The 26,700-nt window shown below is 65.7% G+C and carries 33 protein-coding genes; 9 read left to right on the top strand and 24 right to left on the bottom strand.

Annotated features, from left to right (window positions below):
* The first annotated feature begins 164 nt into the window (after nt 1–164).
* From radA to L5876_RS02565, 4 genes are read left to right on the top strand one after another with little or no spacing between them, the layout of a single operon-like run.
* Nucleotides 165–1,547 (top strand): DNA repair protein RadA, encoded by a 1,383-nt coding sequence (radA, locus tag L5876_RS02580; protein WP_236954521.1) that lies wholly within the window; start codon nt 165–167, stop codon nt 1,545–1,547.
* 3 nt (nt 1,548–1,550) lie between these two features.
* Nucleotides 1,551–2,156: a CvpA family protein gene (locus tag L5876_RS02575; protein ID WP_236954520.1), complete on the top strand. Its 606-nt coding sequence runs from the start codon at nt 1,551–1,553 to the stop codon at nt 2,154–2,156.
* Nucleotides 2,153–3,625, top strand: coding sequence for an amidophosphoribosyltransferase (gene purF / locus L5876_RS02570; RefSeq protein ID WP_039710659.1), 1,473 nt, complete (start codon nt 2,153–2,155; stop codon nt 3,623–3,625). Before L5876_RS02575 ends, purF begins: the two co-directional genes overlap by 4 nt.
* Nucleotides 3,622–4,341 carry an SDR family NAD(P)-dependent oxidoreductase gene (locus tag L5876_RS02565; RefSeq protein ID WP_236954519.1) on the top strand — a complete coding sequence of 240 codons (720 nt, stop codon included), beginning with the start codon at nt 3,622–3,624 and terminating at the stop codon, nt 4,339–4,341. The genes purF and L5876_RS02565 overlap by 4 nt, the downstream gene beginning before the upstream one ends.
* A gap of 357 nt (nt 4,342–4,698) precedes the next feature.
* On the opposite strand, the gene der is transcribed toward L5876_RS02565, so the two are convergent.
* The 12 genes from der to L5876_RS02505 all read right to left on the bottom strand — a co-directional run bounded on the left by der (nt 4,699) and on the right by L5876_RS02505 (nt 13,285).
* A complete protein-coding gene (gene der / locus L5876_RS02560; protein ID WP_236954518.1) occupies nt 4,699–6,042 on the bottom strand; it encodes a ribosome biogenesis GTPase Der in 1,344 nt (447 codons plus the stop codon).
* A 15-nt stretch (nt 6,043–6,057) separates the two neighbouring features.
* Nucleotides 6,058–7,404: a PQQ-binding-like beta-propeller repeat protein gene (locus L5876_RS02555; RefSeq protein WP_236954517.1), complete on the bottom strand. Its 1,347-nt coding sequence runs from the start codon at nt 7,402–7,404 to the stop codon at nt 6,058–6,060.
* A 5-nt stretch (nt 7,405–7,409) separates the two neighbouring features.
* Nucleotides 7,410–8,294, bottom strand: a complete 885-nt coding sequence (locus L5876_RS02550; protein WP_236954516.1) for a tetratricopeptide repeat protein — start codon at nt 8,292–8,294, stop codon at nt 7,410–7,412.
* A gap of 71 nt (nt 8,295–8,365) precedes the next feature.
* Nucleotides 8,366–9,193, bottom strand: a complete 828-nt coding sequence (gene panB / locus L5876_RS02545; protein WP_236954515.1) for a 3-methyl-2-oxobutanoate hydroxymethyltransferase — start codon at nt 9,191–9,193, stop codon at nt 8,366–8,368.
* A gap of 97 nt (nt 9,194–9,290) precedes the next feature.
* Nucleotides 9,291–9,632 (bottom strand): hypothetical protein, encoded by a 342-nt coding sequence (locus L5876_RS02540; protein WP_236954514.1) that lies wholly within the window; start codon nt 9,630–9,632, stop codon nt 9,291–9,293.
* A complete protein-coding gene (locus L5876_RS02535) occupies nt 9,629–10,171 on the bottom strand; it encodes a sigma-70 family RNA polymerase sigma factor (protein WP_039710652.1) in 543 nt (180 codons plus the stop codon). The genes L5876_RS02540 and L5876_RS02535 overlap by 4 nt, the downstream gene beginning before the upstream one ends.
* Before the next feature lie 26 nt (nt 10,172–10,197).
* On the bottom strand, nt 10,198–10,578 hold the full coding sequence (locus L5876_RS02530; RefSeq protein ID WP_236954513.1) for a DUF6249 domain-containing protein: 381 nt from the start codon (nt 10,576–10,578) through the stop codon (nt 10,198–10,200).
* A gap of 89 nt (nt 10,579–10,667) precedes the next feature.
* Nucleotides 10,668–11,225: an NnrU family protein gene (locus L5876_RS02525; RefSeq protein WP_236954512.1), complete on the bottom strand. Its 558-nt coding sequence runs from the start codon at nt 11,223–11,225 to the stop codon at nt 10,668–10,670.
* A 45-nt stretch (nt 11,226–11,270) separates the two neighbouring features.
* Nucleotides 11,271–11,576, bottom strand: coding sequence for a hypothetical protein (locus tag L5876_RS02520; protein ID WP_236954511.1), 306 nt, complete (start codon nt 11,574–11,576; stop codon nt 11,271–11,273).
* Nucleotides 11,566–12,102 (bottom strand): RNA polymerase sigma factor, encoded by a 537-nt coding sequence (locus L5876_RS02515; protein WP_236954510.1) that lies wholly within the window; start codon nt 12,100–12,102, stop codon nt 11,566–11,568. The genes L5876_RS02520 and L5876_RS02515 overlap by 11 nt, the downstream gene beginning before the upstream one ends.
* A 2-nt stretch (nt 12,103–12,104) precedes the next feature.
* Nucleotides 12,105–12,521: a hypothetical protein gene (locus tag L5876_RS02510; protein WP_236954509.1), complete on the bottom strand. Its 417-nt coding sequence runs from the start codon at nt 12,519–12,521 to the stop codon at nt 12,105–12,107.
* Nucleotides 12,522–12,622: 101 nt separating this feature from the next.
* Nucleotides 12,623–13,285 (bottom strand): COG3650 family protein, encoded by a 663-nt coding sequence (locus L5876_RS02505; RefSeq protein WP_236954508.1) that lies wholly within the window; start codon nt 13,283–13,285, stop codon nt 12,623–12,625.
* Between the two features lie 129 nt (nt 13,286–13,414).
* Between L5876_RS02505 and L5876_RS02500 the strand changes: the two genes are divergently transcribed.
* A complete protein-coding gene (locus tag L5876_RS02500; protein WP_236954507.1) occupies nt 13,415–14,068 on the top strand; it encodes a YceI family protein in 654 nt (217 codons plus the stop codon).
* On the opposite strand, the gene L5876_RS02495 is transcribed toward L5876_RS02500, so the two are convergent.
* The gene (locus tag L5876_RS02495; RefSeq protein WP_370469057.1) at nt 14,069–15,448 is read right to left on the bottom strand and encodes an NADP-dependent isocitrate dehydrogenase; all 1,380 of its coding nucleotides are present in this window, start codon (nt 15,446–15,448) and stop codon (nt 14,069–14,071) included.
* 203 nt (nt 15,449–15,651) lie between these two features.
* On the opposite strand from L5876_RS02495, the gene L5876_RS02490 reads away from it, so the two are divergent.
* The gene (locus L5876_RS02490; protein WP_039710678.1) at nt 15,652–16,515 is read left to right on the top strand and encodes a LysR substrate-binding domain-containing protein; all 864 of its coding nucleotides are present in this window, start codon (nt 15,652–15,654) and stop codon (nt 16,513–16,515) included.
* Nucleotides 16,516–16,521: 6 nt separating this feature from the next.
* Here L5876_RS02490 and L5876_RS02485 read toward each other — a convergent pair whose 3' ends face one another.
* The 6 genes from L5876_RS02485 to L5876_RS02460 all read right to left on the bottom strand — a co-directional run bounded on the left by L5876_RS02485 (nt 16,522) and on the right by L5876_RS02460 (nt 20,506).
* The gene (locus tag L5876_RS02485; protein ID WP_236954505.1) at nt 16,522–17,004 is read right to left on the bottom strand and encodes a VOC family protein; all 483 of its coding nucleotides are present in this window, start codon (nt 17,002–17,004) and stop codon (nt 16,522–16,524) included.
* Between the two features lie 10 nt (nt 17,005–17,014).
* Nucleotides 17,015–17,386, bottom strand: a complete 372-nt coding sequence (locus tag L5876_RS02480; RefSeq protein WP_236954504.1) for a DUF1428 domain-containing protein — start codon at nt 17,384–17,386, stop codon at nt 17,015–17,017.
* Between the two features lie 24 nt (nt 17,387–17,410).
* Nucleotides 17,411–17,890 carry a VOC family protein gene (locus L5876_RS02475; RefSeq protein ID WP_236954503.1) on the bottom strand — a complete coding sequence of 160 codons (480 nt, stop codon included), beginning with the start codon at nt 17,888–17,890 and terminating at the stop codon, nt 17,411–17,413.
* A gap of 34 nt (nt 17,891–17,924) precedes the next feature.
* Nucleotides 17,925–18,368, bottom strand: coding sequence for an SRPBCC family protein (locus tag L5876_RS02470; RefSeq protein WP_236954502.1), 444 nt, complete (start codon nt 18,366–18,368; stop codon nt 17,925–17,927).
* Between the two features lies 1 nt (nt 18,369).
* Entirely contained in the window at nt 18,370–19,002 is a 633-nt protein-coding gene (locus tag L5876_RS02465; protein ID WP_236954501.1) for a TetR/AcrR family transcriptional regulator, read from the bottom strand.
* Nucleotides 19,003–19,069: 67 nt separating this feature from the next.
* Nucleotides 19,070–20,506 carry an alpha/beta fold hydrolase gene (locus L5876_RS02460; RefSeq protein WP_236954500.1) on the bottom strand — a complete coding sequence of 479 codons (1,437 nt, stop codon included), beginning with the start codon at nt 20,504–20,506 and terminating at the stop codon, nt 19,070–19,072.
* 133 nt (nt 20,507–20,639) lie between these two features.
* Between L5876_RS02460 and L5876_RS02455 the strand changes: the two genes are divergently transcribed.
* On the top strand, nt 20,640–22,157 hold the full coding sequence (locus L5876_RS02455; RefSeq protein WP_236954499.1) for a LytTR family DNA-binding domain-containing protein: 1,518 nt from the start codon (nt 20,640–20,642) through the stop codon (nt 22,155–22,157).
* Nucleotides 22,158–22,230: 73 nt separating this feature from the next.
* Nucleotides 22,231–22,752, top strand: a complete 522-nt coding sequence (locus L5876_RS02450; RefSeq protein ID WP_236954498.1) for a TetR/AcrR family transcriptional regulator — start codon at nt 22,231–22,233, stop codon at nt 22,750–22,752.
* Here the strand turns inward: L5876_RS02450 and L5876_RS02445 are convergent.
* Nucleotides 22,730–23,137, bottom strand: a complete 408-nt coding sequence (locus tag L5876_RS02445; protein WP_236954497.1) for a hypothetical protein — start codon at nt 23,135–23,137, stop codon at nt 22,730–22,732. The two genes, L5876_RS02450 and L5876_RS02445, sit on opposite strands and share 23 nt — an antisense overlap.
* A gap of 157 nt (nt 23,138–23,294) precedes the next feature.
* On the opposite strand from L5876_RS02445, the gene L5876_RS02440 reads away from it, so the two are divergent.
* Nucleotides 23,295–24,236: an alpha/beta fold hydrolase gene (locus tag L5876_RS02440; protein WP_236954496.1), complete on the top strand. Its 942-nt coding sequence runs from the start codon at nt 23,295–23,297 to the stop codon at nt 24,234–24,236.
* Nucleotides 24,237–24,246: 10 nt separating this feature from the next.
* Here the strand turns inward: L5876_RS02440 and L5876_RS02435 are convergent, their stop codons facing one another.
* The 4 genes from L5876_RS02435 to L5876_RS02420 all read right to left on the bottom strand — a co-directional run bounded on the left by L5876_RS02435 (nt 24,247) and on the right by L5876_RS02420 (nt 26,690).
* The gene (locus L5876_RS02435; RefSeq protein ID WP_236954495.1) at nt 24,247–24,456 is read right to left on the bottom strand and encodes a SlyX family protein; all 210 of its coding nucleotides are present in this window, start codon (nt 24,454–24,456) and stop codon (nt 24,247–24,249) included.
* Nucleotides 24,457–24,520: 64 nt separating this feature from the next.
* Nucleotides 24,521–24,766, bottom strand: a complete 246-nt coding sequence (locus L5876_RS02430; protein WP_236954494.1) for a hypothetical protein — start codon at nt 24,764–24,766, stop codon at nt 24,521–24,523.
* 105 nt (nt 24,767–24,871) lie between these two features.
* Nucleotides 24,872–25,081: a cold-shock protein gene (locus tag L5876_RS02425; protein ID WP_236954493.1), complete on the bottom strand. Its 210-nt coding sequence runs from the start codon at nt 25,079–25,081 to the stop codon at nt 24,872–24,874.
* A gap of 202 nt (nt 25,082–25,283) precedes the next feature.
* Nucleotides 25,284–26,690 carry a serine hydrolase gene (locus tag L5876_RS02420; protein ID WP_236954492.1) on the bottom strand — a complete coding sequence of 469 codons (1,407 nt, stop codon included), beginning with the start codon at nt 26,688–26,690 and terminating at the stop codon, nt 25,284–25,286.
* Nucleotides 26,691–26,700: the final 10 nt, after the last annotated feature.

The raw sequence follows: 26,700 nt of genomic DNA, 5'->3' as shown, positions 1-26,700 counted from the left end.
ATGAGGGACTCTGCCCCCTCACCCGGCGCTACGCGCCACCCTCTTTCCCAAATGGGGGCGAGGGGAAATGGCGGCAACGCGGGTATGACGACTGAGGGAGTTCTTGCCCTCTCCCGCCCCTGTCCCGAAACTGCAGCCCCGACGCCGCTGACCGATTCGATATCATGGCCCGCACCGACACCGTCTTCGTCTGCCAGAGCTGCGGCGGCTTTCAGCCGAAATGGTCGGGCCGCTGCGATTCCTGCGGCGAGTGGAACACATTGATGGAAGAGACGGCCGGCGCGTCCGCGCCGCTCGGGTCTTCCGCCAGCGCACCGAAGAAGACGCGTCGCGGCAAGATCGATTTCGTCGATCTCGGCGGCGACAGCCCGGACCCGACGCGGCTGCAGTCGGGAATCGCGGAGTTCGACCGGGTGTGCGGCGGCGGCCTGGTGCCCGCCTCCGCCCTGCTGGTCGGCGGCGATCCCGGCATCGGGAAGTCGACCCTGCTGCTGCAAGCCGTCGCGGGCCTCGCACGCAAGGGCGTGACCACGGCCTATGTCTCGGGCGAGGAATCCGCTGGACAGGTGCGCCGCCGGGCCAAGCGGCTCGGTTTAGCCGATGCTCCGGTGCAGCTCGCCGCGGAAACCGCGCTCACCGCGATTCTCGACGGGCTGAAGGCGGAAAAGCCCGACATCGTCATCATCGACTCCATCCAGACGATGTGGACCGACCAGCTGGCCGCGGCACCGGGTACGGTCGCCCAGGTGCGGGCCTGTGCGCAGGAGCTGACGCGCTTCGCCAAGAAGACCGGCGCCTGCGTCCTCCTCGTCGGTCACGTTACCAAGGACGGGCAGATCGCGGGCCCGCGCGTGGTCGAACACATGGTCGACGCCGTGCTCTATTTCGAGGGCGAGCGCAGCCACCAGTTCCGGATCCTGCGCGCCGTGAAGAACCGCTTCGGCCCGACCGACGAGATCGGCGTGTTTGAAATGGGCGATAGCGGGCTGCAGGAAGTCGCCAACCCGTCCGCCCTCTTCCTTGACGGGCGAGGAGAGCCGGCTTCAGGCGCTGCCGTGTTCGCCGGCATGGAAGGCACGCGCCCGGTCCTGACCGAGATCCAGGCGCTTGTCGCGCAATCCCCGCTCGGCACGCCGAGACGGACCGTGGTGGGCTGGGATTCAGGCCGCCTGGCCATGGTGCTCGCCGTACTGGAGGCTCGTTGCGGCCTCGCCTTCGGCGGGCGTGACGTCTACCTCAATGTCGCCGGCGGGCTGAAGATCGCCGAGCCGGCCGCCGACCTCGCCGTCGCGGCGGCGCTGGTGTCGTCCGCGCTGGATGCGCCGCTGCCCGCCGATTCGGTGGTATTCGGGGAAATCAGCCTGTCGGGCGATGTGCGGCCTGTCGGTCGCGCCGATGCCCGCCTGAAGGAGGCCGCAAAGCTCGGCTTCTCGAAGGCGCTGGCACCTTCGAATGCGACGGAACTTGCGGCCGGTGTTACAGTGAGCGGTGTATCGAGCGTGATCGATCTGGTGCGGCGGATCGAGGCGCTCAGCGTAAAGGAGTAGGCGATGGAAGGGCTCAGCGCGTTTGACGGCATCGCCCTGGCGATTCTCATCGGGTCCGGCCTCATGGCGCTGATGCGCGGCTTCGTCCGCGAGGCCCTTTCGGTGACCGGTTTCGTGGCAGCGGCGCTCGCCTCGCTCTGGGCCCGGCCGGTCTTCATCGGCCTGGCGCGCGAATTCATCCCGAGCGACCTCATCGCCAATATCGTCACGCTCGGCGTGATCTTCCTCCTCGTCTTCCTTGCCGTCAGCTTCGTGACCGGCGGGCTCGTCCGGAATGTGAAGGAAGGCGAGGATGTCGGCGTCGTGGACCGTGCGCTCGGCTTCATCTTCGGCCTCATTCGCGGCCTCGTCATTCTCGGCCTCATCCTCATCGTCTTCGCGTCCGCGACGCCCGGCAGCACCGCCCCTAGCTGGATGGTGGAGTCGCGCATATATCCGCTGGTGAATGCATCGGCCCGGGTGCTGCAAGCGCTCGCCCCGGAGGACTCGCGTGTCGGGCAGAGTCCGGCTATTGAGGCGCCGTCCGGAGACGAGACCCGAGACGACGAAACGCCGCGCTCGATCGAGGACCTGATCCGGGAGCGGACGAATGAGGATGATGGCGCATGACGCCTCGCTTTCCGACCGTCACCTATGATGAAGTTGCCGACAAGCTGCGCGAGGAGTGCGGCGTCGTTGGCGTGTCCGGCGTGCCGGAAGCTTCGCTCGTCGCCGCGCTCGGCCTCCATGCCCTGCAGCACCGCGGCCAGGAAAGCTGCGGCATCGTCAGCCATGACGGTGCCCGCTTCTACACGGAACGCCAACTCGGCCTCGTCGGCGAGAATTTCGCCGGACCCGACACCGCGCAGCGCCTCGCCGGCGATGCCGCGATCGGCCATGTCCGCTATTCGACGCAGGGCGCGACCGTGCTGCGCAATGTCCAGCCGCTCTATGCCGACGTTCGCGGCGGCGGCATCGCGGTCGCCCACAACGGCAATCTGACCAATGCCCGCACGCTGCGCGAGGAACTGGTCTCCGGCGGATCGATCTTCCAGTCGACCAGCGATACGGAAGTCATACTGCAGCTCGCCGCGCGGTCGCCGCGCGCGAAATCGGCCAACCGCTTCCTCGACGCGCTGAAGCAGATCGAGGGCGCCTTCGCGCTCGTCGCGCTGGTGAATAACCGGGTGATCGGCGCGCGGGATCCGTTCGGCATCCGTCCGCTCGTGCTCGGCCGCCTCGATGGCGGCTATATCCTTGCCTCGGAAACCTGCGCGCTCGACATTGTCGGCGCGAAGTTCGAGCGCGAGATCGAGCCCGGCGAAGTCGTGATCATCAGCGAGGATGGTCTGGAATCGCGGCGCTTTGCACCGGCCCGCGCGGCGCGCCCGTGCGCCTTCGAATACATCTATTTCGCCCGCCCTGACTCGGTGATCGGCGGCATCAGCGTCTACCAGGCGCGCAAGGCGATGGGCCGCCGCCTCTTTCAGGACGCTCCCGCCGATGTCGACGTGATCGTTCCGGTTCCCGATAGCGGCGTGCCGTCCGCTCTGGGCTATGCCGAGGCGGCCGGGAAACCGTTCGAGATGGGCATTATCCGCGGTCACTTCGCGGGTCGGACCTTCATCCAGCCGACGCAGGCCAAGCGCGATCTCGGCGTGCGGCGCAAGCATTCCGCGAATGCCGCCGTCCTGCGCGGCAAGCGCGTTCTGCTGGTGGACGATTCCATCGTGCGCGGCACGACTTCCCGGAAGATCGTTCAGATGGTGCGCGAGGCCGGGGCGAAGGAAGTTCACTTCCGTTCCGCCTGTCCGCCGATCATCAATCCGGATTTCTACGGCATCGACATGCCGCAGCGCAGCGAGTTGATGGCGGCACGCATGGAAACCGCCGAAATGACCGAAGCGCTCGGGGCTGACAGCCTCGGCTTCCTGTCGGTCGACGGCATGTATGAGGCGATCCTCGGCGAAGCGCGCAATCCGCGTCAGCCGCAGCTCGCCGACCATTATTTCACCGGCGATTACCCCACTCGCCTGATCGATAACGAACGTGCGGTCTCCGACAAGGACCGCCAGCTCTCCTTCCTGGTCGACGCATGACAGACAAAACGCTTGAAGGCCGCGTGGCACTGGTAACCGGTGCCTCGCGGGGGATTGGCCGCGCCGTGGCGCTGGATCTCGCCGCGAAGGGCGCGCACGTCATCGCGACCGCCCGCACACAAGGCGGCCTCGAGGAGCTGGACGACGCGATCCGCGAGGCCGGCGGACAGTCGACGCTGGTGCCGCTCGACCTGATGCAAAGCGACGGCATCGAGAAGCTGGCCGGGATCGTGAAGGACCGCTGGCAGAAGCTCGACATCCTCGTCGCCAATGCCGGCGTACTGGGCGAGCTGACGCCGGCCAGCCATGTCAGCGCGAAGACCTGGAATTCGGTGTTCGGGATCAATGTGATCGCCCCGGCGCGCCTGATCCGCGCCTTCGAGCCGCTGCTGATGGCATCGGACGCCGGCCGAGCCGTCTTCCTGACTTCGGGCGCTTCGAAGAACCGCAAGCCCTACTGGGCCCCCTATGCCGCCTCGAAAGCCGCGCTGGATGCGTTGGTGGAGAGCTGGGCGAAGGAACACATGTCCTCGGCGCTCCGGGTCAATCTGTTCAATCCGGGACCGACCCGCACCGCGATGCGCGCCAAGGCCTTCCCGGGCGAAGACCCGATGAGCCTGCCCGCCCCGGAAGAGGTCGCTCCCGCGATCTCCGCGCTCTGCCTGCCGTCATCGAAGCGGCATGCGAAATGGGTGAGCTTCCCGGACGAGAAGTAGCGCCGTCCTCTCCCGGCCCTCCCCCTTGAGGAGAGGGCCGGGAGGCTGAGCGTCAGCCAGCCGACCGGGGTGGGAGCCATTTCACTATTTTTTTTCCGACGCTCCCCGGTTTCGCGCAGCGAAGACCGGGGTCCAGAAGTAATGAGACATGGATCCCGGACCGGCTTCGCCGTCCGGGAGACGTCAATCAAGATGGTTCTGGGGTCCCCATGAAAATGGGGACTTGAAGTTGGCGCCCGGCTTCAGATTCCCGCTTTCGCGGGAACCCCGGGTAAAAGACAAGCTCACCCCACCCCGCTCCCGTCTTGCTGACGCCAGCCGCTCGCGTCCCTCCCCTTCAAGGGGAGGGAAACACCCTCAATCTTTATCCACGTAAGGGTTCTTGCCGCCCTTGACGATCAGGCGGATCGGCACGCCTGGCAGGTCGAACGCCTCGCGCAGACCGCCGATCAGATAGCGTTTGTAGGCTTCCGGCATCGCTGCGGCGCGTGAGCACATCAGGACGAAGGTCGGCGGGCGCGACTTGGTCTGCGCCATGTATTTCGGCTTCATCCGGCGGCCATTGACCGCGGGCGGCGGGTGGCGCGCGATCATGTCCTGCAGCCAGTCATTGAGATCGCGCGTCTTCACCTTGGCATTCCAGTCATGGTGCAGTTTCGCGACTGCGGGCATGATCTTGTCGAGGCCCTTGCCCTTGAGCGCCGAGACCGGGATCAGCGGCGATCCCTTGGCCTGCGGCAGGAGGCGTTCGAACTCGATCTGCAAGTCCTTCATCACCGCTTCGCGGGCGACGACCTTGTCCATCTTGGCGACGACGACGGCGAGCGCGCGACCCTCGCGAAGCACCATGTCGGCGAGGTGGAGGTCCTGCTTTTCCAGCGGGTGTTCGACATCGATCACGAGCAGCACCACTTCGGCGAATTTCACCGCGCGCAGCGTATCCGCCGCACTCATCCGCTCGAGGCGGTCGGCGACCTTGCCGCGCTTTCTGAGGCCCGCCGTATCGTGGAAACGGACCCGCTTGCCGTCCCACAGGAAATCGACCGCGATGGCGTCGCGCGTGATGCCAGCCTCGGGACCGGTGATCAGGCGCTTCTCGCCGATGAGGGCATTGATCAGGGTCGACTTGCCGGCATTCGGTCGGCCGATCACGGCAATGCGCAGCGGTGCGTTCTCGTCCTCGTCCTCATCGGAATAGTCGAAATCGCCGAGCCCCTGGATGATGGCGACCTGCAGGTCGGCCATCCCCTCGCCGTGCGAGGCGGAAATCGGGATCGGCTCACCAAGACCGAGACCATAGGCCTCTGCGATCCCGGCGTCGCCGGCCTTGCCCTCGGCCTTGTTGGCCAGCAGCACGACCGGCTTTCCGGAGCGGCGCACGATGTCGGCGAAGTCGCGGTCGAGCGCGGTGATCCCTTCCCGGGCATCGATCACGAAGAGGCAGATGTCGGCGCGCTGCACGGCGCTTTCGGACTGGTCGCGCATCTCCGTTTCCATCTGGCCGACACCTTCGGTGTCCCAGCCGGCGGTATCGACCAGCAGCATTTCGAGATCGCCCAGCCGGCCGCGCGCTTCGCGCCGGTCGCGGGTGACGCCGGGACGGTCGTCGACAATGGCCAGCGGCTTGCCGGCCAGCCGATTGAACAGGGTCGACTTGCCGACATTCGGCCGGCCGATCACCGCGATCTTCGGGATGGCCATATCTTGCGTGCCTGTCTAGCGGAGGGCGATCAGTCGCCCTTCATCGGTGACGATGTAGATCGTCTCGTTCGCGATGATGGGGGCGACGTAAACGTCGTCATTGAGGTCGAAGCTGCGGATGATCGAGCCATCCGTGGCGTCGATGATGACGGACGAGCCATTGGAGGACGTCAGGAAGAGACGCCCGCCGGCCATGACCGGACCGACCCAAGCGATCCGGTCGCGGCGGCGATTCTCGTTCTCGAACACGCGCAGGCGGGTGATCCATTTCACTTCGCCCGCAATGCGGTCGACGCAGATCACTTCGCCTTCGACGGTAACGAGGAAGAGGTAGTTGCCCGCGATCCACGGCGCGTTGAGTCCGCCGGCGGGAAGCGTCCACTGACGCTCTCCCGAACGCATGTCGAGCGAAACCAGCGTGCCGGAATGGCTGAGCGCGTATACGTGGTCCTCGGTCATGACCGGGCTGCCCGCCACGTCATTGATCGCGGAGATCGGCGTCAGGCCGCCGGCGCGCGTCAGCGAATCCGACCAGATCGGCGTGCCGTTCTGAACCCGGATGGCGACCACTTCGCCGGATGAATACGGCGCCACGACCACGTCGCCGAGAACCGCCGGGCTGGCGCCGGTCAGCAGGCGCGCGGTTTCGATGATGCCCTGGTGGGCCCAGATGTATTCGCCGTTGTCGGTGTCGAAGGCGTAGAGCTGGTTGTCATCGGTCGCAACATAGACCCGGCCGCCATTGATGGTCGGGGCGGACTGGAAGGGCGTGTCGGCCTCGGTGCGCCAGATCTCGTTGCCGGTGGCAGCGTCAAGCGCAACGAGGAAGCGGAAGCCCGAATGGGCGTAGATGCGGCCGGAATCGAAACCGATCCCGCCACCGAAGGACATGCGGTCGCGGCGGCTCTCGGAGCGCAGTTCGCGGCGCCACGCGACATCGCCGGTTTCGGCGTCCATCGCCACGACCGTACCGCTGGCGTCGATCGCATAGATGCGGCCATCGGCAACGACCGGGCGTGCATTGATGCGGCGGCTGCGGGCGGAGCCGTCACCGAAATTGCGGCGCCACAGCACCGACAGGCTGCCTGTCGCCTGGGTGTGCTGGAGATTGTGGGTCGGATAGCCGTCCGCCTGCGGCCAGACCGTGTTCACATAGGCGGTCGGCAGCGAAACCGGCGCCGAATCCTCTGCGATTTCGAGCTGCTGCTCGAACTGAAGGATGGAAATCCGGTCCTCCTCGGGCGGCGCGCTCGGGTCGCGATCGTCGCGGGGGCCGAACGGGTTGAAGCTCGACACCGACGAGCAGCCCGTCAGAAGGATGGCAGCCGCCGTGGCAGCGAAAAGCGAACGCATCGCGATCATGAATCCTATTCCTCGTCTTCGCCGCTGCCGGCTGTATCGTCTTCACTGCCCGGGGTCACGTTGTCGGCATTGCCGAGCGTGGCCTCCGGCAGGGTGATGTCCAGAGCGTCTTCGTCCGCGGCCGGTTCGGTGCCGTCGCCGAGCGTGAACTCGCCGGTTTCGGTTCCCGTTTCATCGCCTGCGACATTCTCGTCGAGCGTGATTTCGCCGGCGAATTCCTCGTCTTCCGCCGCACCCTGCGGATCGAGACGGTTCAGGAGCGCCAACGCCGCGGAGGCACGAACCCGCACACCATCCGGCGCATCGAGCGCGAAGACGATGCTGTCGTATTCGCGGCGCGCCCGGTCATAGTCGCCTTCACTCATTGCCTTCGACGCGATCAGTTCGGTCGCGAGATAGCGCATCGCGTTGTCACCGGAGGCAATGCGCCCCAGTCGGTTGGCCAGGTCGTCGGTGGAGTAGGTTTCGAACCCGGCGAGCGCGGCCTTCAGCGTTGCGAGATCGCGCACCAGCGGCTCGGGCGAGCGCGCGGCGGCCTGTTCGAAGAGGCGGCGCGCCGCATCATTGTCGCCCTGCTCCAGCGCGATGGCGCCCTGTTGCATCAGAGCGAGCGTGGCATAGCCGTCCGGACCATTTTCGGCGATCTGTTCGAGCGCGACACCGGCCTCGTCGAAACGCTCGTTCTCCACGAGACGCGCCGCGGACACATAGGTATCGGATGCGGCATCGCGCTGGTTCTTCGACCAGCTTTCCCATGCCTGCCAGCCGCCGACACCGACGATGATGACGATGGCAACCCCCAGCACCCAGGGACCGTATCGGCGCAGGAGGGCATTATACCGATCCTTGCGCAGTTCCTCGTCGACTTCCTGTTCGAAAATGTCCGCCACGCGGCCCTCGTCACGCTATTCCAAATATGGGCGCGGACCCTAGCCGCAGCGGGGAATGGCGGCAACCGGCGTTAGCGGTCGTTCGGCTTGATCCGGTAGGTCTGTTCAGCCGCCGGAAATTCACGCGAGCGGACATCGGCGGCCCACCGGCCGACGGCGTCGGAGACCGTCTCGCCCAGCGAGGCGTAACGTTTGACGAATTTCGGGGCCCAGTCGAACAGGCCGAGCAGATCCTGGGTGACCAGAATCTGGCCGTCACAGGCTGGCGACGCGCCAATTCCGATTGTCGGAACAGAGACTTGCGCCGTGATTTCGCGTGCGAGTTCCTCGTCCACACCCTCGATCACGATGGCGAAGGCCCCCGCTTCGTCGGCGGCCTTGGCCTCGGCGATCACGCGGTCCCATTCCGTCTTCGAGCGACCCCGCGCCTTGAACCCGCCCTCGTTGAGCGCAGCCTGCGGCTTGAGACCGATATGGCCCATCACCGGGATGCCGCGCTCGGTCAGGAAGCGGATCGTATCGCCGGCATAGACGCCGCTTTCGATCTTCACCGCCTGCGCGCCGGTCTCGGCGAGCACGCGCGCGGCGCTGGCAAAGGCCTGTTCGGGCGAGGCTTCGTAGGTGCCGAAGGGCAAATCGATCACGACGAGCGCCTGTTTCGAAGCGCGCATCACCGCCTTGCCGTGCAGGATCATCATGTCGAGCGTGACGCCGATCGTGGTGTCGAGCCCGTGCACGACCATGCCCAGCGAATCCCCGACCAGCAGCACGTCGCAGTGCGGGTCGAGCAGGCGTGCCATCGGAAAATCGTATGCCGTGAGGCAGACCAGGGGTTCGCCGCCCTTGCGGGCGCGAATGTCCGGAACGCCGATGCGCTTGATACGGTTCTGGGCTGACATGGAAACGCCGCTCCGTTGCTGGCCAAAAATGCTGGACCGGAGCGGCGGACACTAGGGCAGATGCTGCACTGCGAAAAGGGGCGGGCGGCGAAGCGCCTCAGATACGCTTGGGTATGATGAAGGCGAAGCCGGAGATCATGATGGCCAGCACGCCGGCTGCCATCGTTTCCGGGGTCGCGAACCCGGCCACGGAAGCCAGAATGCCGTCGGCGGGGATGTCGACGCCGGAGAAGAAGGATTCCAGCTGCGTACCCGCGATGGCAGATCCGGTCGAGCCTGCCGCGCCGAGGATGAGGATGCGGCGGCGATCGGGCCGGACGATCTTGTTCTGCACGCGCTTCACAAAGGCGTCGGCGGATTCGGCGTCCTGCTCGTAATCGTCCTGCGCGTCGGCGAAGGCCGCCTTCAGACGCGCGTCGAATGCATCTTCGATGGTCATGATACCAATGCCTCCGACTTCTCGAACCAGGCCTTGAGCTTTTCCCGGCCCCGGTTCACATGCGATTTCACAGTACCCAGCGGCATGTTCAACATCTCCGCTGCTTCCGAATGCGACAGGCCGGAAGCGTAACACAACACCACGGCGGCGCGTTCGTCTTCCTTCAACGTCGCCAGCGCCCGGTCGAGATCGACGACGGAACCCATGTCACGCGGGGCTTCGGTGTCGTCGACATCCTGTTTGAACCGGTCCATGGCCTTCTCCGTCGCCTTGCGCTTGCGCGCCGACATCAGGAATTCGTTGTAGGCGATGCGGCAGAGCCAGGCCTTGAAACTCCCGGCTCCGGTGAAGCTTCCGATCTTGCGGAAGGCCCGGATAAAGGCCTCCTGCGCCAGATCTTCGGCAAGTGCCCGGTTGCCGCACATGCGGGCGAGCATGGATCGGACAAGGCCCTGGTGGCGCCGGACGAGTTCGCCGAAGGCGACTGTGTCCCTGGCGGCCACGACCAGCGCGACCAGTTCTTCATCCGAAGCTTTCACCCGTCCCTCCTGAAAGGTGAATGCGATCAGTCTTCGTCGTTCCTGGACTTCATGAATACGCCCATCGCAATGAGGGCGAGACCCACGAGGCCCGGGAAGGACGCCACACCCAGCATGATCTGGAACGCTTCCGGTTCGTCAGTCGCAGCGTTGATCGTCCAGCCGAGGATCGAAAACGCGATCGCGATCGCGAGAAGGATGATGCCCCAGCGGACATCACCGCCCTTGTTCCGGCGCGGCATGCCGAGCGCCCGGATCGTTTCCGGGCTCAGTTGCTGGCCGGCCTGCGCCGCAGCGCGAACCGTTTCCAGCACAGCCGCGCGATTGCGGCTGCCGAAATACATCACGATGCCGACGATGAAGACCGGCATCAAAAACAGGGTGATCGGGATAAGCGTTTCATCCATGACGTGTTCCTTTCAGGTCTCGACCGGCCACCCCCAAGGTGCCGTTCACAGACAAGATGCTGCGACCGCGCAATTCGGATGCAGCGGTTTCAGCCGATGACGGCAACGCCGAACAGGTAGAGGTGGAAGCGGGCCAGCGCCGCGGCGATCAGTCCGCCAATCACCACGGCCGTGACGTCCCCGCCCCAGCCCGGCGGAGTCGAAGGGGCCCCGCCCCGGATGAAGGCCGGGATCAGGACCAGGAAGGACCAGACGAAGAAACTGCCGAACAGGACGATCGAGGCCAGTTCGCCATTGGCGAGCAGGTGTGCCCCGGACCAGATGAAGACGGCGAGCATCATCGGGTGACGCACGGTGTGGCGGATATGGCCGGGCGTATAGGTCGAGACCAGCAAGATCAGCGACAGCGGCACGGCAATCAGCGCGACCGTACGAGACCAGACCGGCGGGTCCCAGACCATCTCCGACGGGTGCGCCTGGATCTTGCCCCAGACGATCAGGACGAAGCCGGCAATCGACAGCAGGGAATAGAGCAGCTTGTAACCGCCCTCCCCGAAGCCTTTCACCATGCCGACCCTGAGGCCGGGTACGATCCGCACCGAGTGAATTCCAAGAAACAGGACCAGTCCGACGATCAACAGCGTCATGCGCACCTCCCCCTGCCCGGCCCCCTCCGGCCGGCTTGTCTGCGATTATGACCGAGTCGGCGCGAGCCTCGTAATGCCGCGGATGATTTGCGGACCGAAAGCGCCGAGTGCGACGACCAGCGCCGCGATCGGCAGGCCGGGTGTCGTCAGCACGCCGCCGAGATCGTCCATCGCCGGGGCCACGGCCCAGGTCACCGCCCCCAAGGCGACGGCCAGCGCGCCAGACAGGGCGAGTGCAACGCGCAGTCTGCGCTTTGCAACAGCTTCGGCAACGCCGGTCACGAATGCCGGATCGTTTGCCGGAGCATCGTCGGCGGCGAGGAAGGCTGCGAGCCTGTCGTCATTCGTCATGGGTCTCTCCCAGCGCTTCGAGCAGTTTCGCGCGCCCGCGTGCGACGTGCGACTTCACGGTGCCGACCGGCAGGCCAAGCGTTTCCGCAGCCTCAGTATGCGAGAAGCCGCCCGACAGGCAAAGCGCGACGGCGGCGCGCTGATCCGGCGGCAATTCCGACATTGCCTGTTCCAGCGCCATCCGGTCTTCCGGCGACAGCCCCGGCACATCGGCCTGCTCCGCGACATAGGCTTCCTCACGTGTCCTGCGGCGGTCCTCCGATCGGAACCGGTTTGCGGCGAGGCGCCAGCCAAGACCGTAGAGCCAGCTTCGAAAGCGGGAGGCATCCTTCAGACTGCCCAGAGACGTCCAGGCCGCCACGAACGCCTCCTGCGCGATATCATCCGCGAGGGCGTGGTTTCGGCAGAGTCGGCGCAGAAAACCTCGCAGACCCTGTTGATGCCGTGTCACCAGCGCCGTGAAGGCGGCGTCCGACCCCTTCCGGGCGGCCGCCACCAGCACTGCGTCCGGACGTCCGGACGTCATGGTCACTTCCGGCGGCGGAAGATCGCGCTGGCGAAAAAGGCCAGCGCCAGCACGCCGAGGATCATCGCGATGAAGTAGAATTCCTCGCGCACATCGCCGATCAGGCCCGACCAGCCGGCGTAGGCGAACACGCCTGCCAGACCGGCGAACAGGAAGACCAGGAAGGCGCTTCCCCCGCCACTGCCTTCGCTTTCACCATTGCTCGTCCAGTCGTGACGGTCGTCGCGGTCGGTGTCCTTGTCGATGCTGGCGACGAGATCGGCCGGCGGTTCCTTGCCGGCAGCGGCGTAGGTCTTCAACAGCTCGATCTTCGCCTTGGTGCGCTTGTAGCGCATGAAGCTGGACCAGCCCTGTGCCAGGAAGAAGGCGAGCGGAAACAGCAGCCACCAGTAAGAGCGGAACAGGTCAGCGAAATCCATGTCGGGTCCCCCGATCGATTTGCGAGGCGGCCGTTCCGCTCGCGTCATTCGCCCCTTAGTGGCCGCCGCAGCCCGGAACGGATGCAGCGGTTCCCAAAAATTCAGCGATCCGTCTGCAGGCGGCAGCAGCCTTGGTAGAGGACATGCCCGGTTTCGTCGTGACCGATCACCGAGACGGTCCAGGCGTAGGGGATGTCACTCATGCCGTCGGAGCACTGGCCCGGCGTCACAATCGCGAGGCCGAAACCCTGCAGCCCAAACATCCAGGGCAGGAAACGCCCGGATGCCGCTTCCGACTCGGTGATGGTGAAAGTTTCGTCCTCGGCATCGAAGCTCGACCACACGGCTTCATCGTCGCCGAGATCGAGCGACCAGAAGGGTTCGGTTCCGGCGCAGACCGTGCCCGCGGGAACCGGACTCTCGCCGATCATCGCCATCTCGGTCGCTTCGGCGTACGCGAGATTGATCCAGCCGCCCTGCTCACCCGTCGAGACCAGTCCCCAGTGCTGGCCATCGACGGAACGGGTCTCGACCACTTCGATCCGGCCCTGGTTCGGGATGAAGGTGCCGACGATCTCCGACGACGCGTCAGGCCGGGCCCGGATGTTGAGGACATCGCCCTCCGCCACACCGACCACCCGGATCCAGGCGGGAGCGTTGATCGGCGAACGCGCTTCGCTTCCGCTCCCTGTCTGGGCATCGGTCCTTTCGGGCGCGGAACAGGCCGCCAAAGCGACAATGGCGACGGCGATCATAAGGCGCATGTGGATCTCCCGGTGTCGCGATCAGCTTAACATTCAACGCAGCAGACGACAGTGCGTTCAGAGATTCTCCGTTTACCTCGTCTCGCAAGGATGAGACGTTTCGCTACTTTCGCTTGCAAGGAGTCCACGATGCGTCTCGCCGCCGCCGTCATTCTCAGCGTTCTTGCCGCAGGCGCCGCCGTAGCGCAGGAGATACGTGTCGCGGGCTCGCCTTCGGAACTGCCGGCGGGGCCTTACCGGGAGGACGCCTCCCACACGACGGTCTTCTTCCGCGTCGATCATCTCGGCTTTTCGAACTACACGGCCAGCTTTGGTGAGGTCAGCATTCTAACGGACCTCGACCCGTCCGATCCGGCCGCGGCGACACTGGAGGTCACGATCCCGGTGCGCTCACTTCAGCTGCCCTCACCGCCGGAAGGCTTCCGCGACATGCTGCTCGGACCGGAATGGTTTGATGCCGAGACCTATCCGGACATCCGCTTTGTCTCGACCGGCATCGAAATGACCGGCGAAACCACGGCCAACATCCATGGCGAGCTGACGCTTCATGGCGTGACGCAGCCGGTGACGCTGGCCGCGCGCTACAATGGCGGCTGGGTCGGTCACATCTACGACCCGAATGCGCGGATCGGCTTTTCCGCCACGGCCGAGATCAGCCGCACCGCCTTCGGCATGGGCTTCGGCACGCCGTCCGAAGCCATGCCGGGCTTGAGCGACACCGTCCACATCACGATCGAGACCGAGCTGACCGGACCGGCGTGGACGGCCCCGCAAGCCGACTGACTACTGCCCCTGGCCGAGCGAGTAGCCGCGCTCGCCGTCGAACTCATAGAGGTGTTCGGTCTTCACGAAGTCGACCCCGTCGAGCACCATGTTGCGCAGGATTTCGACGAGCATCGCCTTGTTGAGCGCCTTTTCCGGCTTCGCCTCGATGCGGCAGCGCCAGTGATCGGTGCAGAAGGTTTCCGGCATCGGGTCCGGCCACACCTTCACGCCGCGATTGGTGATCATCTTCAACTCGGTCAGCGGGTTGAGACAGGCTTGCAGACGGCCGGCGAGCGCGTCCGGTTCCTCGTTCGAATGCACGAAGACATCGATGCCAACGAGACGCTTGAGCGCCTTCGGCTTCGGCTGCGGCGTCCAGACTTCGATCGGGCGGGCGTCCGGCTCATAGCTGACCGGGGCGAGCGTCTTCGGACGCTGGCCGAGACGGGCAATCACCTCGCGGGCGAATTGCTGCGTGCCGACCGCGGCATCCTCAGCGGCGATGTCCGGCGTGCCGACCCCGTCCTCGAGCGCGCAGAGCCAGGCATTGTGAATGCGCTCGGCCGCCTCGGTCTGCCCGAGATGCACCAGCATCATCACACCCGCCATGAGAAGGCCCGACGGATTGGCGACGTCCTGACCCGCAATGTCCGGCGCGGAGCCGTGGATCGCCTCGAACATGGCGCATTGCGCGCCGATATTCGCCGAAGCGCCGAGACCGACCGAGCCGGCCACTTCGGCGGCGATATCGCTGACGATGTCGCCATAGAGGTTCGGCGTGACGATTACGTCGAAGCGCTCCGGCTTTGCGGCCAGGCGCGCGGCCCCGATATCGATAATGGCGTGGTCGGCCTCGATATCCGGATATTCGGCTGCAACCTCGTCGAAAACCTTCCGGAACAGGCCGTCTGTCAGCTTCATGATATTGTCCTTCACGAAGCAGGTGACCTTCTGGCGGCCATAGGCGCGCGCATAGTCGAAGGCATAGCGCACGATCTTCTCGCAGCCCGGGCGCGAGACGAGTTTCAGGCACTGATAGACCTCGTCGGTCTGACGGTGCTCGATCCCGGCATAGAGATCTTCCTCGTTCTCGCGGACGATGACCACGTCCATGCCCGGATGGTCGGTCTTCACGAAGGGCGCGTAGGCGACGCAGGGACGCACGTTCGCGAACAGGCCGAGCGACTTGCGGATGGTGACATTGAGGCTCTTGAAGCCGCCGCCCTGGGGCGTAGTGATCGGCGCCTTGTAGAACACCTTTGTGCGGCGAAGGCTGTCCCACGCGTCCGGCGTGATGCCCGCCGAGTGACCGGACTTGTAGACGCGTTCGCCGATATCGATCGGCTCGATCTCGATCTGTGCGCCACCCGCTATGAGCACCGCGAGGCTCGCCTTCATGATCTCCGGACCGATGCCGTCGCCGAAAGCCACCGTAACCGCGGCGGGGCCGCCGGTGCGGCGGGACTGGTTGAGGCTCTCCGGATTCACGCGAATGTTCATGAGGGGCTCCCTGGCTGGTTGCCCCCGCCCTAGAGCCGTGCATCTGATTTTGGAAATTGATTGTTATTGAGATTGCTATTGCGACACGCAATAATGCCATCATGCCCGCCTCGCTCAGCCCCGACCTGCTTCGCGCCTTCGTCACCGTCGTGGAATGCGGCGGCTTCTCCGCCGCCGCGGAACGCCTTCATCGCGGGCAATCCGCGGTGTCGCTGCAAATCCAGCGGCTTGAAGACCGGCTGGGTGTGAAGCTGCTCAACCGGAGCCCGCGCCACGTCACATTGACCAATGACGGCGAAGCGCTGCTGGAGCAGGCGCGGCGCATCCTGTCGCTGCACGACGAACTCGCGGCCCGGTTCGACAAGCGCGAAGTGACCGGCGCAGTGCGGCTGGGTGCGCCGGAAGACTTCGCGACAACGCACCTGCCTGGTGTGCTGGCGCGTTTCGCGCGGGAATACCCGCATGTGACGCTCGAAGTGACCTGCGACCTGACGCTGAAGCTGATCGAGCAATTCAATGCCGGCGGGCTCGATCTCGCCCTTGTAAAGCGGGAGCCGGGAACGGGTGTCGACGGGCTTCGGATCTGGCGCGAACCTCTGGTCTGGGTCGGCCGGGAACATGCGGACGCCCTGCCCGATCCGCTGCCCCTCGTCGTGTCGCCCTCGCCCTGCGTCTATCGCAGCCGCGCCACCAGCGCACTCGATACGGCGGGCCGCGCCTGGCGCGTCGCGTACAGCTGCACGTCGCTCGCCGGGGCGCATGCGGCGGTCAGGGCCGGACTTGGCTTCACCGTACTGCCGAAGGACATGGTCCCGGCCGACCTGTCTGTCCTCAACGACGAGACGCTCGGTCTGCCCGATCTGCACGACACGGAGATGGCGCTGATCGAGGCACCGCAGATTCCCCCCGCCGCCCAGCGGCTGCGCGAAGCGATCGTGCGGGACCTCGAACACGGCGTGGCGTGAACGCCGTCAGGTCTGGCAGCCCTCATTGGCCGCCGTCTTCATCGCCTCGAGGATCTCGGCCTCGTTCAGATCCTTTTGCGGTGTCGCGAAGGCCCAGTTGTGACCCCAGGGATCCTTCACCATACCGTAGCGGTCGCCCCAGAACATGTCGGCCACCGGCATGGTTTCGGTCGCACCCGCCTCGATCGCCCGTTTCTGCCAGGCGTCGGCGTCATCGACGATCAGATGCATCGTGACCGGTGTGCCGCCGAGCCCGTCCGGGCCGAGCATGCCCCATTCCGGATTGGCGTCCACCAGCATGATCGTGCCGCCATTGATCTGCATGCAGCCATGCATGATCCCACCATTCGGCCCTTTCATCCGCGCCAGTTCCTTCGCGGCCAGTGCCTTGGCGTAGAAATCCATCGCGTCCGCCGCGCCCTTGCAGACGAGGTGCGGGGTCAGCGTGCTGACGCCCATTTCCGCGGCTTTCCTGTGTGCTTCGTTCATGTCGATTATCCTATTTCGCGATCTGATAGACAGACTGGAATCCGCCGAAAATCATCCGTTTGCCGTCGAAGGGCATCGGGTTCTTTTCCGGATTGAAGCGGTCGTCGGTGTGCATCATCGACTCCATCTTCTTGAAGCCGGCGTCACGCGTGGCCTTGTCCGGCCATTCCACGAAGGCGAAGACGACGGTCTCGTCTTCCTTCGCTTGAACCGCGCGGCGGAAATCGGTCATCTTGCCGTCGGGCACGTCGTCGCCCCAGCACTCGTGCACGCGAAGGGCGCCGAGCTCGATGAAGAGCGGGTCGATCACTTCGGCGTGGCGGACGAATTCATCCTTCTTGCCGCTCGGCACAGCGATCACGAAGCCGTCGAAATAGGTCATGGTCTTTCCTCCCGATGGGTGTGGTCAGTCGCCCGCCGCGGCGAGCACCGCCGCGATGTCGATCTTGCGCATTGTCATCATCGCCTCGAAGGCGCGCCTTGCCTTTGCCGTGTCGGCGTGGGTCGTGAGATCGAGCAGCTGGCGCGGCGTGATCTGCCAGGAATGGCCCCAGCGGTCCTTGCACCATCCGCACGCGCTTTCCTGACCGCCATTTGAAACAATGGCGTCCCAATAGCGGTCGGTCTCTTCCTGGTCCTCGGTGAGCACCATGAAGCTGACAGCCTCGTTCGGCGTGAAGACCGGACCTCCATTGAGGCCGACAAACTTGCGGCCGAGCACGGTGAGCTCGACCGTCAGTTCCGCCCCGGCTTCGCCGCCGGGGAAGCTGGCGGGCGCGGTGTTGACCCGATCGACATGGCTGTCGGGAAACGTCGCGGCGTAGAATTCGGCGGCCTTGCGGGCCTCGCCGTGGTCGAACCACAGGCAATTGATCACTTCGGTCATTTTCGATCTTCCTCGGTGCTGATCGACGGGGCGGTTATTGATTGATGTCCGGTTCGACGAGGCTGGCGAGTTTCTGCAGCGATTGCTGCCAGCCGAGGACGCAGGCCTCGACCGGGATCACGTCCGGCAAACCGCTCTGTTCGATCGTCAGCTCGGTCCCAACCGCCACCGGCCTCATCACGACGGTAACGGTCATCTCGCCCGGAAGCCGTGGATCATCGAAGCGATCGGTGTAGACGAGGCGTTCACCAGGAACGGCTTCGAGGTATTCACCGCCGAAGGAGTGGCTTTGACCGGTGGTGAAATTCCGGAAGGAAGCGCGGTGCGTGCCGCCGGGCCGCGCATCCAGTTCGTGAACGGTGCACACGAAGCCGTGCGGCGGAATCCAGCTCGCCATTGCGTCGGCTTCGGTAAAGGCGCGATAGACTTTCTCAGGTTTGGCCGCGAGGACGCGGTGGAAACGGGCGGTGCCTGGCATGTCAGGTCTCCTTCGATGGCGAAGCCCGTCGTCCGAACAGAAATTCGACGTAGCGCTTCAGGTGGTCGATGCTTTCGCGGACGGGGCTGTCGTTGCCGGCGGCCTTGGACAGGATAAAGCCGCCCTGCAGCACGGCCTGGGTGTGGCGGGCGAGGCTGGGCGCGTCGACCTCGACACCGTAACGCTCCGCCGCCGCCGCAATGTCGGCTTCCAGCGTCTTCGCGTGTTCGAAAATCGCGGATGCGCAGGCATCGCGGATATCGACCGACGCGCCATAGGCCTCCTGCACCAGCGTGCCGGCATAACAGGTGTATTCGGGAATCTCGCCGGCGATCAGCTCGCGGCGGAAGTCGATATAGGCGAGCACCCGGTCCAGCGGGTCTTCCGGATCATGATAGGGCGCGGAGGCGAACAGGCCTGACGTCGTCTCGCCCCAGTGCCTCGCGGCCGCAGCACCCAGCGCATCCTTGCTCTCAAAGTGGTGGAAGAAGGCGCCCTTGGTGACACCCGCCGTCTTGCACAGATCGTCCACGCTCGTCGCGGCGAAACCGTTCTGCCGGATCAGCAGGATCGCGGCGTCGAGCAGCTTGTCTCGCGCGGACGGCTTTCGAACGGTGGATGACGACTGAGCCAAGGCGGCCTCCCTTGGACGCATACATACCGACCGGTTGGTATGTTTGTCAAGGAAGGCCGCATGAAGGTCAGAAAGGCAGAGACGTGAAGTCCGGCAGGTCGACCGTGATCGTGTCGGCTGCCGCCGGTTCGCCGCGCATGAAGCGGGCCATCGCCTCGCCCACTTCGGGCGTCGTCATGAACAGATTGTGCCCGGCATTGACGACAGTGACGTGCGTGACATTCGTCAGGCCGGAGACGGCCTCGGCCTGGACATCGGGATAGGTCCGGCCATCGAGCGTGCCGGTCAGGACCAGGACCGGAACGTCCGAAACGGGCGGCTGGCGGAATTCGTCACCCAGATCGAACCCGTCCCAGACGCCGCGGATCTGCGGCATGGGCGCGTTGAGGTAGAGGCCGACCAGGCCGGTTTCCGCTTCCGCCTCGAACCGGGCCAGGCGTTCATCCGAGATGCCGGACGACAGATCCATCGCCGTCGACATGGCCGACAGGCCAATCGTCTCGTTCGGTGTGTGGATGCGCTGAAGCAGAGCCAGCGTCGGCCCGTACTCGCCCTGGTCCACCGTGGCATAAATCGCGAGCAGGAAGGCGGCGCTTTCCGGATCGGCGATCAGCATCGAGGCGGCCTGCTGCATCAGGCGCCGCTGCAGAAGGAAGGGGGCGGTCGTACCGTCTTCGAGCGGCACATCGAGCAGGACCGGTTCCGCTTCGAGCCGCGCCTGAACCCGGCGCATCAGGCCGGCGATGTCCGGATAGGCTGCCGCGGCCTCCGGCTGGGTGTTCACGGCGGCCTGCAGGCGCGCGAAATAGGCATCGGTCCGGGACGGCAGTTTCACCGTCTGGTCGAGCCCCTCGACGCTGGCGAGGATCGCCCGGTCGATTTCGCCCGGCAATTCCCGGATCGTCGCCAGGGCGAGGTGCGTGCCGTAGGAAATGCCCCAGAGCGTCACCTGATCAGCCCCCAGATGGCGGCGCAGATCGGAGAGGTCCCGAGCGCTTTCCACGGTCGTGTAGCCGCGCAGGTCGACGCCCTGCCCTTCCCAGAAGATGCGGCATTCCTCCGCCGCGTCGCGGTACAATGCCGCGTATTCGGCATCCTCGATCGCCTCGGCGTCGGGGACCGACTGCGAGGAGACGCAGCGTTCGATGTCGTTCGATGCGCCCGTGCCGCGCTGGTCAAAGGCGATCACGTCGCCGAATTCGCGCATGGCCATGAAAAGCGGGAAGCGGCGGCCGCGCGCCGTTCCGATCCCTGATCCGCCCGGCCCGCCGGACAGGTAGACGATCGGCGATCCCGGATTGTCTCCGGTCGCCGGAAACCGGACATAGGCCAGCGACAACATGCGGCTGTCCGGATCGGTGCGGTTTTCCGGCACTTCGAACCGGCCTTCATAGGCGGTGACGGTTTCGCCGCTGCCGGTCGTGAAACTGATTTCGGTTTCCTGTGCGAAGGCGGAGGGCAGGAAAAGCAGGATGGCGATCAGCATGAGGATCGGTCGAGACATGGGATGGCTCCGGTGTGTGTTGAGCCCCGAACCTTGCCCGGCCTCCGGATGGAACCACGCGGCAATCGGTAAACGGCAGGCTCGGGTCGTTCAGCGGCGGGACAGATCTGGCGAGTGGCGCTAGAAATCCGGTATGCGGTTTCTCGTCCTTTTCCTCGTCTTCGCGCTGCTTGCGCCGCCGGCCTTCGCGCAGGCTGCAGACTACCGCCAGACGGTGCGCCTATGCCCGGTGGAGGCCGACCAGACCGTCCCGCCCGACTTCGACCGGCCAAGCTGCGAGTCCGTGCCGCTCGACGAGGTCGACCCGCAGGGCCGCGCGCTGTGGGTGGAACTCACCATCGACCTGTCCGACGAGTTGATTGCCTCGGGTGATCCGCTCGGCCTCTACCTTTCGGGCAAGATGACCGCTTCAGCCTGGGTCAATGGCCAACGCATCGGGTCGAACGGCACGCCCGGCGTGTCGCGCGCTGCGGAAATCCCCGGCAGGATCGACGCGGTGATCTTCCTGCCACGGGACATCGTGACGCCGGGCGAGAACACGGTCGTGCTGCAGATGTCGACGCAGCGCGGGCTCGTCCATCTCAGAAACCCGCTGCAATGGGTGGCGGTGGGCCCCTTCGGTGACCCGGCGCGATACCTTCTTCGGGCATACTGGCCGGCCCTTGTGACGCTCGGGATATTCGTTCTCGGTCTCGCGTCCTTCGGCATCCTGGCGCTTCGCGGCGAGGATCGGTGGGCCTCCGCCCTGCTGGCCGTGATGAGCCTCCTGGCCGCGGCCCAGCTGGCGACCGAGACGCTGCGGGGCCTCTGGTCCTACCCCTATCACTGGCATGACTGGCGGCTCGTCGGCCTTGTGGTCTTCGCGAGTCTGTTCGGAACGGCGCTCAGCGCGCTTGTCGCACTGAAGGCGGCCCGGCTCGCTACGCGGGCACGCCTCATCTATGTCGGCGCGGTTGGCGCGATCACGCTGGCGGCCGTGCTTCTGGCGGGCGGGTTCGATTTCAAGACCGCGCTCGCCGTATTGATCCCGGCGGCGGCGGGCGTCGCGCTTTCCGGTTGGGGGCTATGGCGAGGTCACAAGCCGGCCGCGCTGTGGATGGCGGCGCTCGCCGCCTTGCTCCTGGTTTTCCGCTTCGCCGAGTCGCAATTCCTCGACCGGCATTTCTATCTGCTCGTGGCCGCCTTCCTGTGCGCCCTGTTCGCGATCCAGGCCGTGTCCTTTTCACGCGAACGCCGCCAACGGCTTGCCGAGGAGGCGCGCGCCCGAAAACTCGAAACCGCGCTCGACCTCGCGCGGGAGCGCACCAGCCCGAGCGACATCGCGATCACCGCACCGGGGCGAATGGAAAAGGTCTCGACCGCGCGGATCAGCCACCTGTCCGGGGCGGGCGACTATGTCGAGATTCATACCGAGGACGGCCGCACCCTGTTGCATGGCGGCAGTCTCGGCGCTCTGGAAGAAACCCTGCCAGCGACCTTCCTGCGCGTGCACCGCAGCCATGTCGTGAACACGCTGTTCGTCACGGCGCTGGAGCGCGAGGCGAGCGGCACCGGCCTCCTGACCCTGTCGACCGGAGCGGTCATTCCGGTCAGCCGCCGCATCCTGCCGGCCGTGCGCCAGGCGCTCGGCGTTGTCGCGGGCGCCCCGTGACGGCGGGGTGACCCGCGTTGAACACACGTGCCCAGCCTTCCCCCGCGCCGCCAATCGTGGCACGCCATCGGACATGACTGCCGACAACCGCCGCGACGCCCTCATTGACCGCCTCGCCGACCACATGCTGGCGAAGGGAATTGGTGCGTCGAGTCTGCGCGCGCTGGCCAAGGCGGCCGGGACCAGCGACCGCATGCTGCTCTATTATTTCCGCGACAAGGACGAATTGGTCGCCGCGACGCTGGAGCGGATCGCGGCGCGGTTTTCCGGCGCGCTCGATGCCTTTGCCCCGGACACGCCGCTGCCCTACGAGGCCATGTTGGCGCATCTCGCGCCGGTCCTGCTCGACGAGGCGGGCTGGCCCTATATGCGGGTCTGGCTCGAAATCGCGAGCCGGTCGGCGAACGGCGACAAGGCCTGCCGCGCCGCGGGCGAAGCCATCGGGCGTGACTTTCATGCCTGGGGCGCGGCGCATCTCGACAGCTCGCCCGGCCGTCGCGAGCGCGACGCAGCAAGCCTGTTCGCGACGCTGGAAGGCATGGTGCTGCTCAAGGCGCTCGGGCTTGAAGACGTCAGCCGGATTGCGGCCGGTTGAGCAGAGCGCCGAGCGCAATCGCCACCGCCCCGCCCCACAGGATCACCGCGCCGGCATCGTCAAGCGGCGCACCGCCATAGACGCCCGGGAGATAGGGGATCGCCAGGCCGTCGAGCGCGATCGCCGCGCCGGTCGCCACCGCAGCGCCGGCGAAGACCTGATCACCGCGCAGGCCGGCCAGCAGCTTGATCAGGAGGACGAAGGGCAAGGTGCCGGGAATGAGAAGCGCATAGGTCAGCGCCCTTCCCGAGCCCTCGAACGCCCCGAGCGGAGCGATCCAGCCGATGATCAGCGCGCCGAGAAACCAGAGCGCGACTCCCATGGCGATGGCAATCAGGGACTGACGGAGATCAAGGCCGGGACCCCGGCTTGAGGAAGCGGACATGGCAGGACTCCTGTAGCGGATGCTACAGGCGACGCTAGCGGAATGTAGCAAGCGCTACAAGCGGCGATCGTCCCGATGGTTCGACAAGGGGGAATGAGCTAAACTCGCTTCGGCGATTGCGCCGGAGCCGTGGCGGTTCAGCATGGCAACACGACACATGATACTGCTCGTTCTGGCCGGAATGGCGTTGCTAGGCGCGGTTGCCATCTGGCGAGCATTTGATCGCGACATGCACGGCATTCGGACGGCCCTCGACGGTCGCAGCGCGGTCATTCCAACATCTTTGGGACCCGTCGAACGCGCGACCGGCGGAGCGGGCTTGCCGGTTCTTGTGTTGCATGGTGCCGGCGGCGGCCACGATCAGGGCGCCTTGTTTGCAGAAGCTTTCCTGCCTCCCGGCTATCGCTGGATTGCGCCATCGCGCTTCGGGTATCTCCGTTCGCCGCTACCGGCGGACGCGTCTACGGCGGCGCAGGCCGATGCCCTCGCTGCCCTGCTCGATGCCGAGGGGCCGGACCGGGTTGCCGTTCTGGCCGTTTCGGGCGGTGTTCCACCCGCCCTGCAACTCGCGGAGCGCCATCCTGACCGCGTGAGCGCCCTGATCCTGGTCTCGTCGGCACCTTTCTCGCCCTACGAGGCCGGCGACCAGGGCCTGCCCGTTCCAGCCTGGGTCTACTCGGTGCTGTTCAGTTCCGATTTCCCGATCTGGCTCGTCCGGAAGCTTGCGCCGCATGCCCTAGAAGGGCTGTTCGACATACGCGAGGATCTCAAACAGGGCCTGTCACCGGCCGACCAGGAATTCGCCGATGCGATGGTGTCGGCATTTCTGCCTGTCACGCAAAGACTGGAAGGGGTCAGGAATGAAGCCGCCGCGATCGACCCCGACGCGCGCTATGCGCTGTCCGAAGTCAATGCCCCGGCGCTGATCATTCACGCGCGGGATGACGGGCTGAACCCGTTCGGAATTGCCGAACGGCTCGACCGGGAATTGCCCGACTCCCGGCTCGTTGCCCTCGAAACGGGGGGACATCTTCTGCTCGGACGGCATCACCGGATCCGCGAAGAGGTCCGGGCCTTTATGGAAGAACAGGTCGAATAGGCCCGCCAGCCTACCAGTGCGGCGGTTTCTCGCTCGCGGGCGGGGCGGGCATGTTGTCTTCGAGTGCGCCGAGGCGGGCGTGGGAATGTTCCAGCGCCTTGGTCAGCCGGTCGATCTCGCGCTGCTGACGCGCGACGACATCGCTCAAGTCTTCGATCACGCGCTGCTGTTCCGCGAGATGAGCCTCGAGGGCGTCGAGACGGGTCGGTTTGTCGCTCATGAACAGGTCCGGGCGGGTCGCAGGTCAGGTCGGAAACCGGCCATGCCCTGTCCCCGCCTGCCGGTCAAGAGCCGGTGGAGCCAGCCTTCTTGCGCGAGGCGCGCGGCTTCTTCGTCTTCGGCGCGTCGGGCACGATGACGGTCTCGGCATCGCGGGCGAGACGCGCCGCGCGCTGCTGGCGCATCAGCGACTGGCGCTTGGCGGATTCCTCTTCGAGGATCGTCTTCACCGCAATGTCGGTGGCCTGGGCGCGCGAATGGGCGCTCGGACGCGGCGCCTTGAACGCGCCGGCTGTGTTGTGCTTGGTCATGTTACAATTTCCCTGAATGCGGAAACAGAAAGGGCCGGACTTGCGTCCGGCCCTTCCCGATCTCATCCGGCGCGGCGGACGACCGCGCGCCAGATCTTGAAGCGCTTAGAGCTTCTGGAGATTGTCGGCGGCGTTCTTGCCAGACTTGCGGTCCGGAACGACGTCGAAGCTCACCTTGTCGCCTTCGTTCAGCGAACGGATGCCCGCACGCTCGAGCGCGGTGGCGTGGACGAAAACGTCCGTCGAGCCGTCTTCCGGCTGGATGAAGCCGAAGCCCTTGGTGGTGTTGAAGAATTTGACGGTACCATTAGCCATGACGATTTCCTTTCAATCGATCACGCAGTGACAGGTCCGGGCCGGCCGTGTGCCGGTGGATCCTGAAGAGACGAATTTGGAAGGAAGTCAGTCAGGGGCGCGAAACCGCGCGCCGGAATCGTTCGGCAAACAAGTTCGTGAAGCAGCGTATGGACCGGAATTGTGGCGGAAACAAGGGGGGTGGTCGGCGCGCGCTGAACAGCTAGCCGGCCGGAGCGGTGGACATGCCCCAGAGCCTGAGCCGTCCCGTGCTCCAGTCGATATCGATCCGGTCGCCGGTTTCGGTCACCAGCAGGTGGTCGGTTCCGGCGGGAACGGCCCGGTAGCGAGAGCCGCGCGGCGTGACCAGTTCGAACCCACTGCCGCTGCGCGTCAGTTCAATTTCGAAACCAGCCGGCGTCATGCGGTAACGGCCTTCCAGCGAAGCGAGCCGGTCACTATGCCACGCTGCAGGCTCGATCTCGACGGCTTCGCCAGACCCCGCCCACCCATAGGCGCGGCCATAGGTGCGCATCAGGTCGTCGATCAGATAGTTCCCGGCCTGGCCGTTCGTCATCACAACGAGGCCATCGCCGGTCTCGGGATAGAATACGAAATGGGAACGGTAGCCGAGCGTCCACCCGGCGTGGGAGAGGCGCAAGTCCTCGCTCGCCCCGTGAACCCCGAAACCCAGGCCCATCCCGTCGGTGATCGCGACTGCCATCTCTCGCGCCGCGCGCTGCGTCAGCACCTGGTCCGCTTCGCCGCGATAGGCGCGGCCATAGGAGACGAGCAAAAGAGCGAGGTCCCCCGGGGTCGACCAGAGCCCCGCGGCGGCCGATTGGGGGTACTCCGCCCAGCCGAACTCGATCGGCTCGCCTGACCAGCCATGGCCGCGCGCGACACCCGTCTCGTCCGTGCGAACGGCAAAAGTCGACTGGTTCATGTCCGCGGGCGCGAAGACCCTCTCCCGCATCGCGGCTTCGAACGCCTGGCCGGTGACGTCCTCGACCAATGCTTGAAGCAGCATATAGCCGCCACCGGAATAGTTGTATGCGCCCGGATCGACGACGGGCTCGACAGGATCGCAATAGGCTTCGGGCGCGCCCTCGAGGATCTGTGCCAGCGTGGGCGGCGATGTTCCCCGCTCGAGCCCCGGATAGGATTGCGGTCCCAACCCCGATGTGTGTGAGAGCAGCTGCCGGATCGTTACAGGCGTGCCATTCGCCGCGTCAGGCGCCTGCCACCGGCTGAGGTAATCATTGACCGGCCGGTCGAGATCGATCGCCTCTTCCTCCCACAGGGAAAGTACGGCGAAAGCCGTCACTGGCTTACTGATGGATGCCGCCTGGAACACTGTCTCCAGCGTGACGGGTGCCGGTGCGTCAGCCGACAGCTGGCCGTAGACGCCGCTTTCGACGATCTCGAAATTCTCGATTCGAACGAGACTGACTGCGGAGACGCCATAACGGTCCATCCGCTCATCAAGCGTCGGCCGCGCCTCGTCCGTCGTCACCTCAACCGCCGGGACGAGCAGCATGGCGCCATCGAACTGTGGCGGCGGCTCAGCCATCGCGAGCAGCCAGGGCGCGGTCGCGATGACCAGAACCAGGCGGCGATTAGCCGTCATCGCGGTCCGG

The organism is Hyphobacterium sp. SN044 (genome assembly GCF_021864465.1).
Lineage (GTDB): Bacteria > Pseudomonadota > Alphaproteobacteria > Caulobacterales > Maricaulaceae > Hyphobacterium.
Note: the sequence above shows the minus strand (reverse complement) of the source record. Positions and strands in the feature narration are given on the sequence as shown.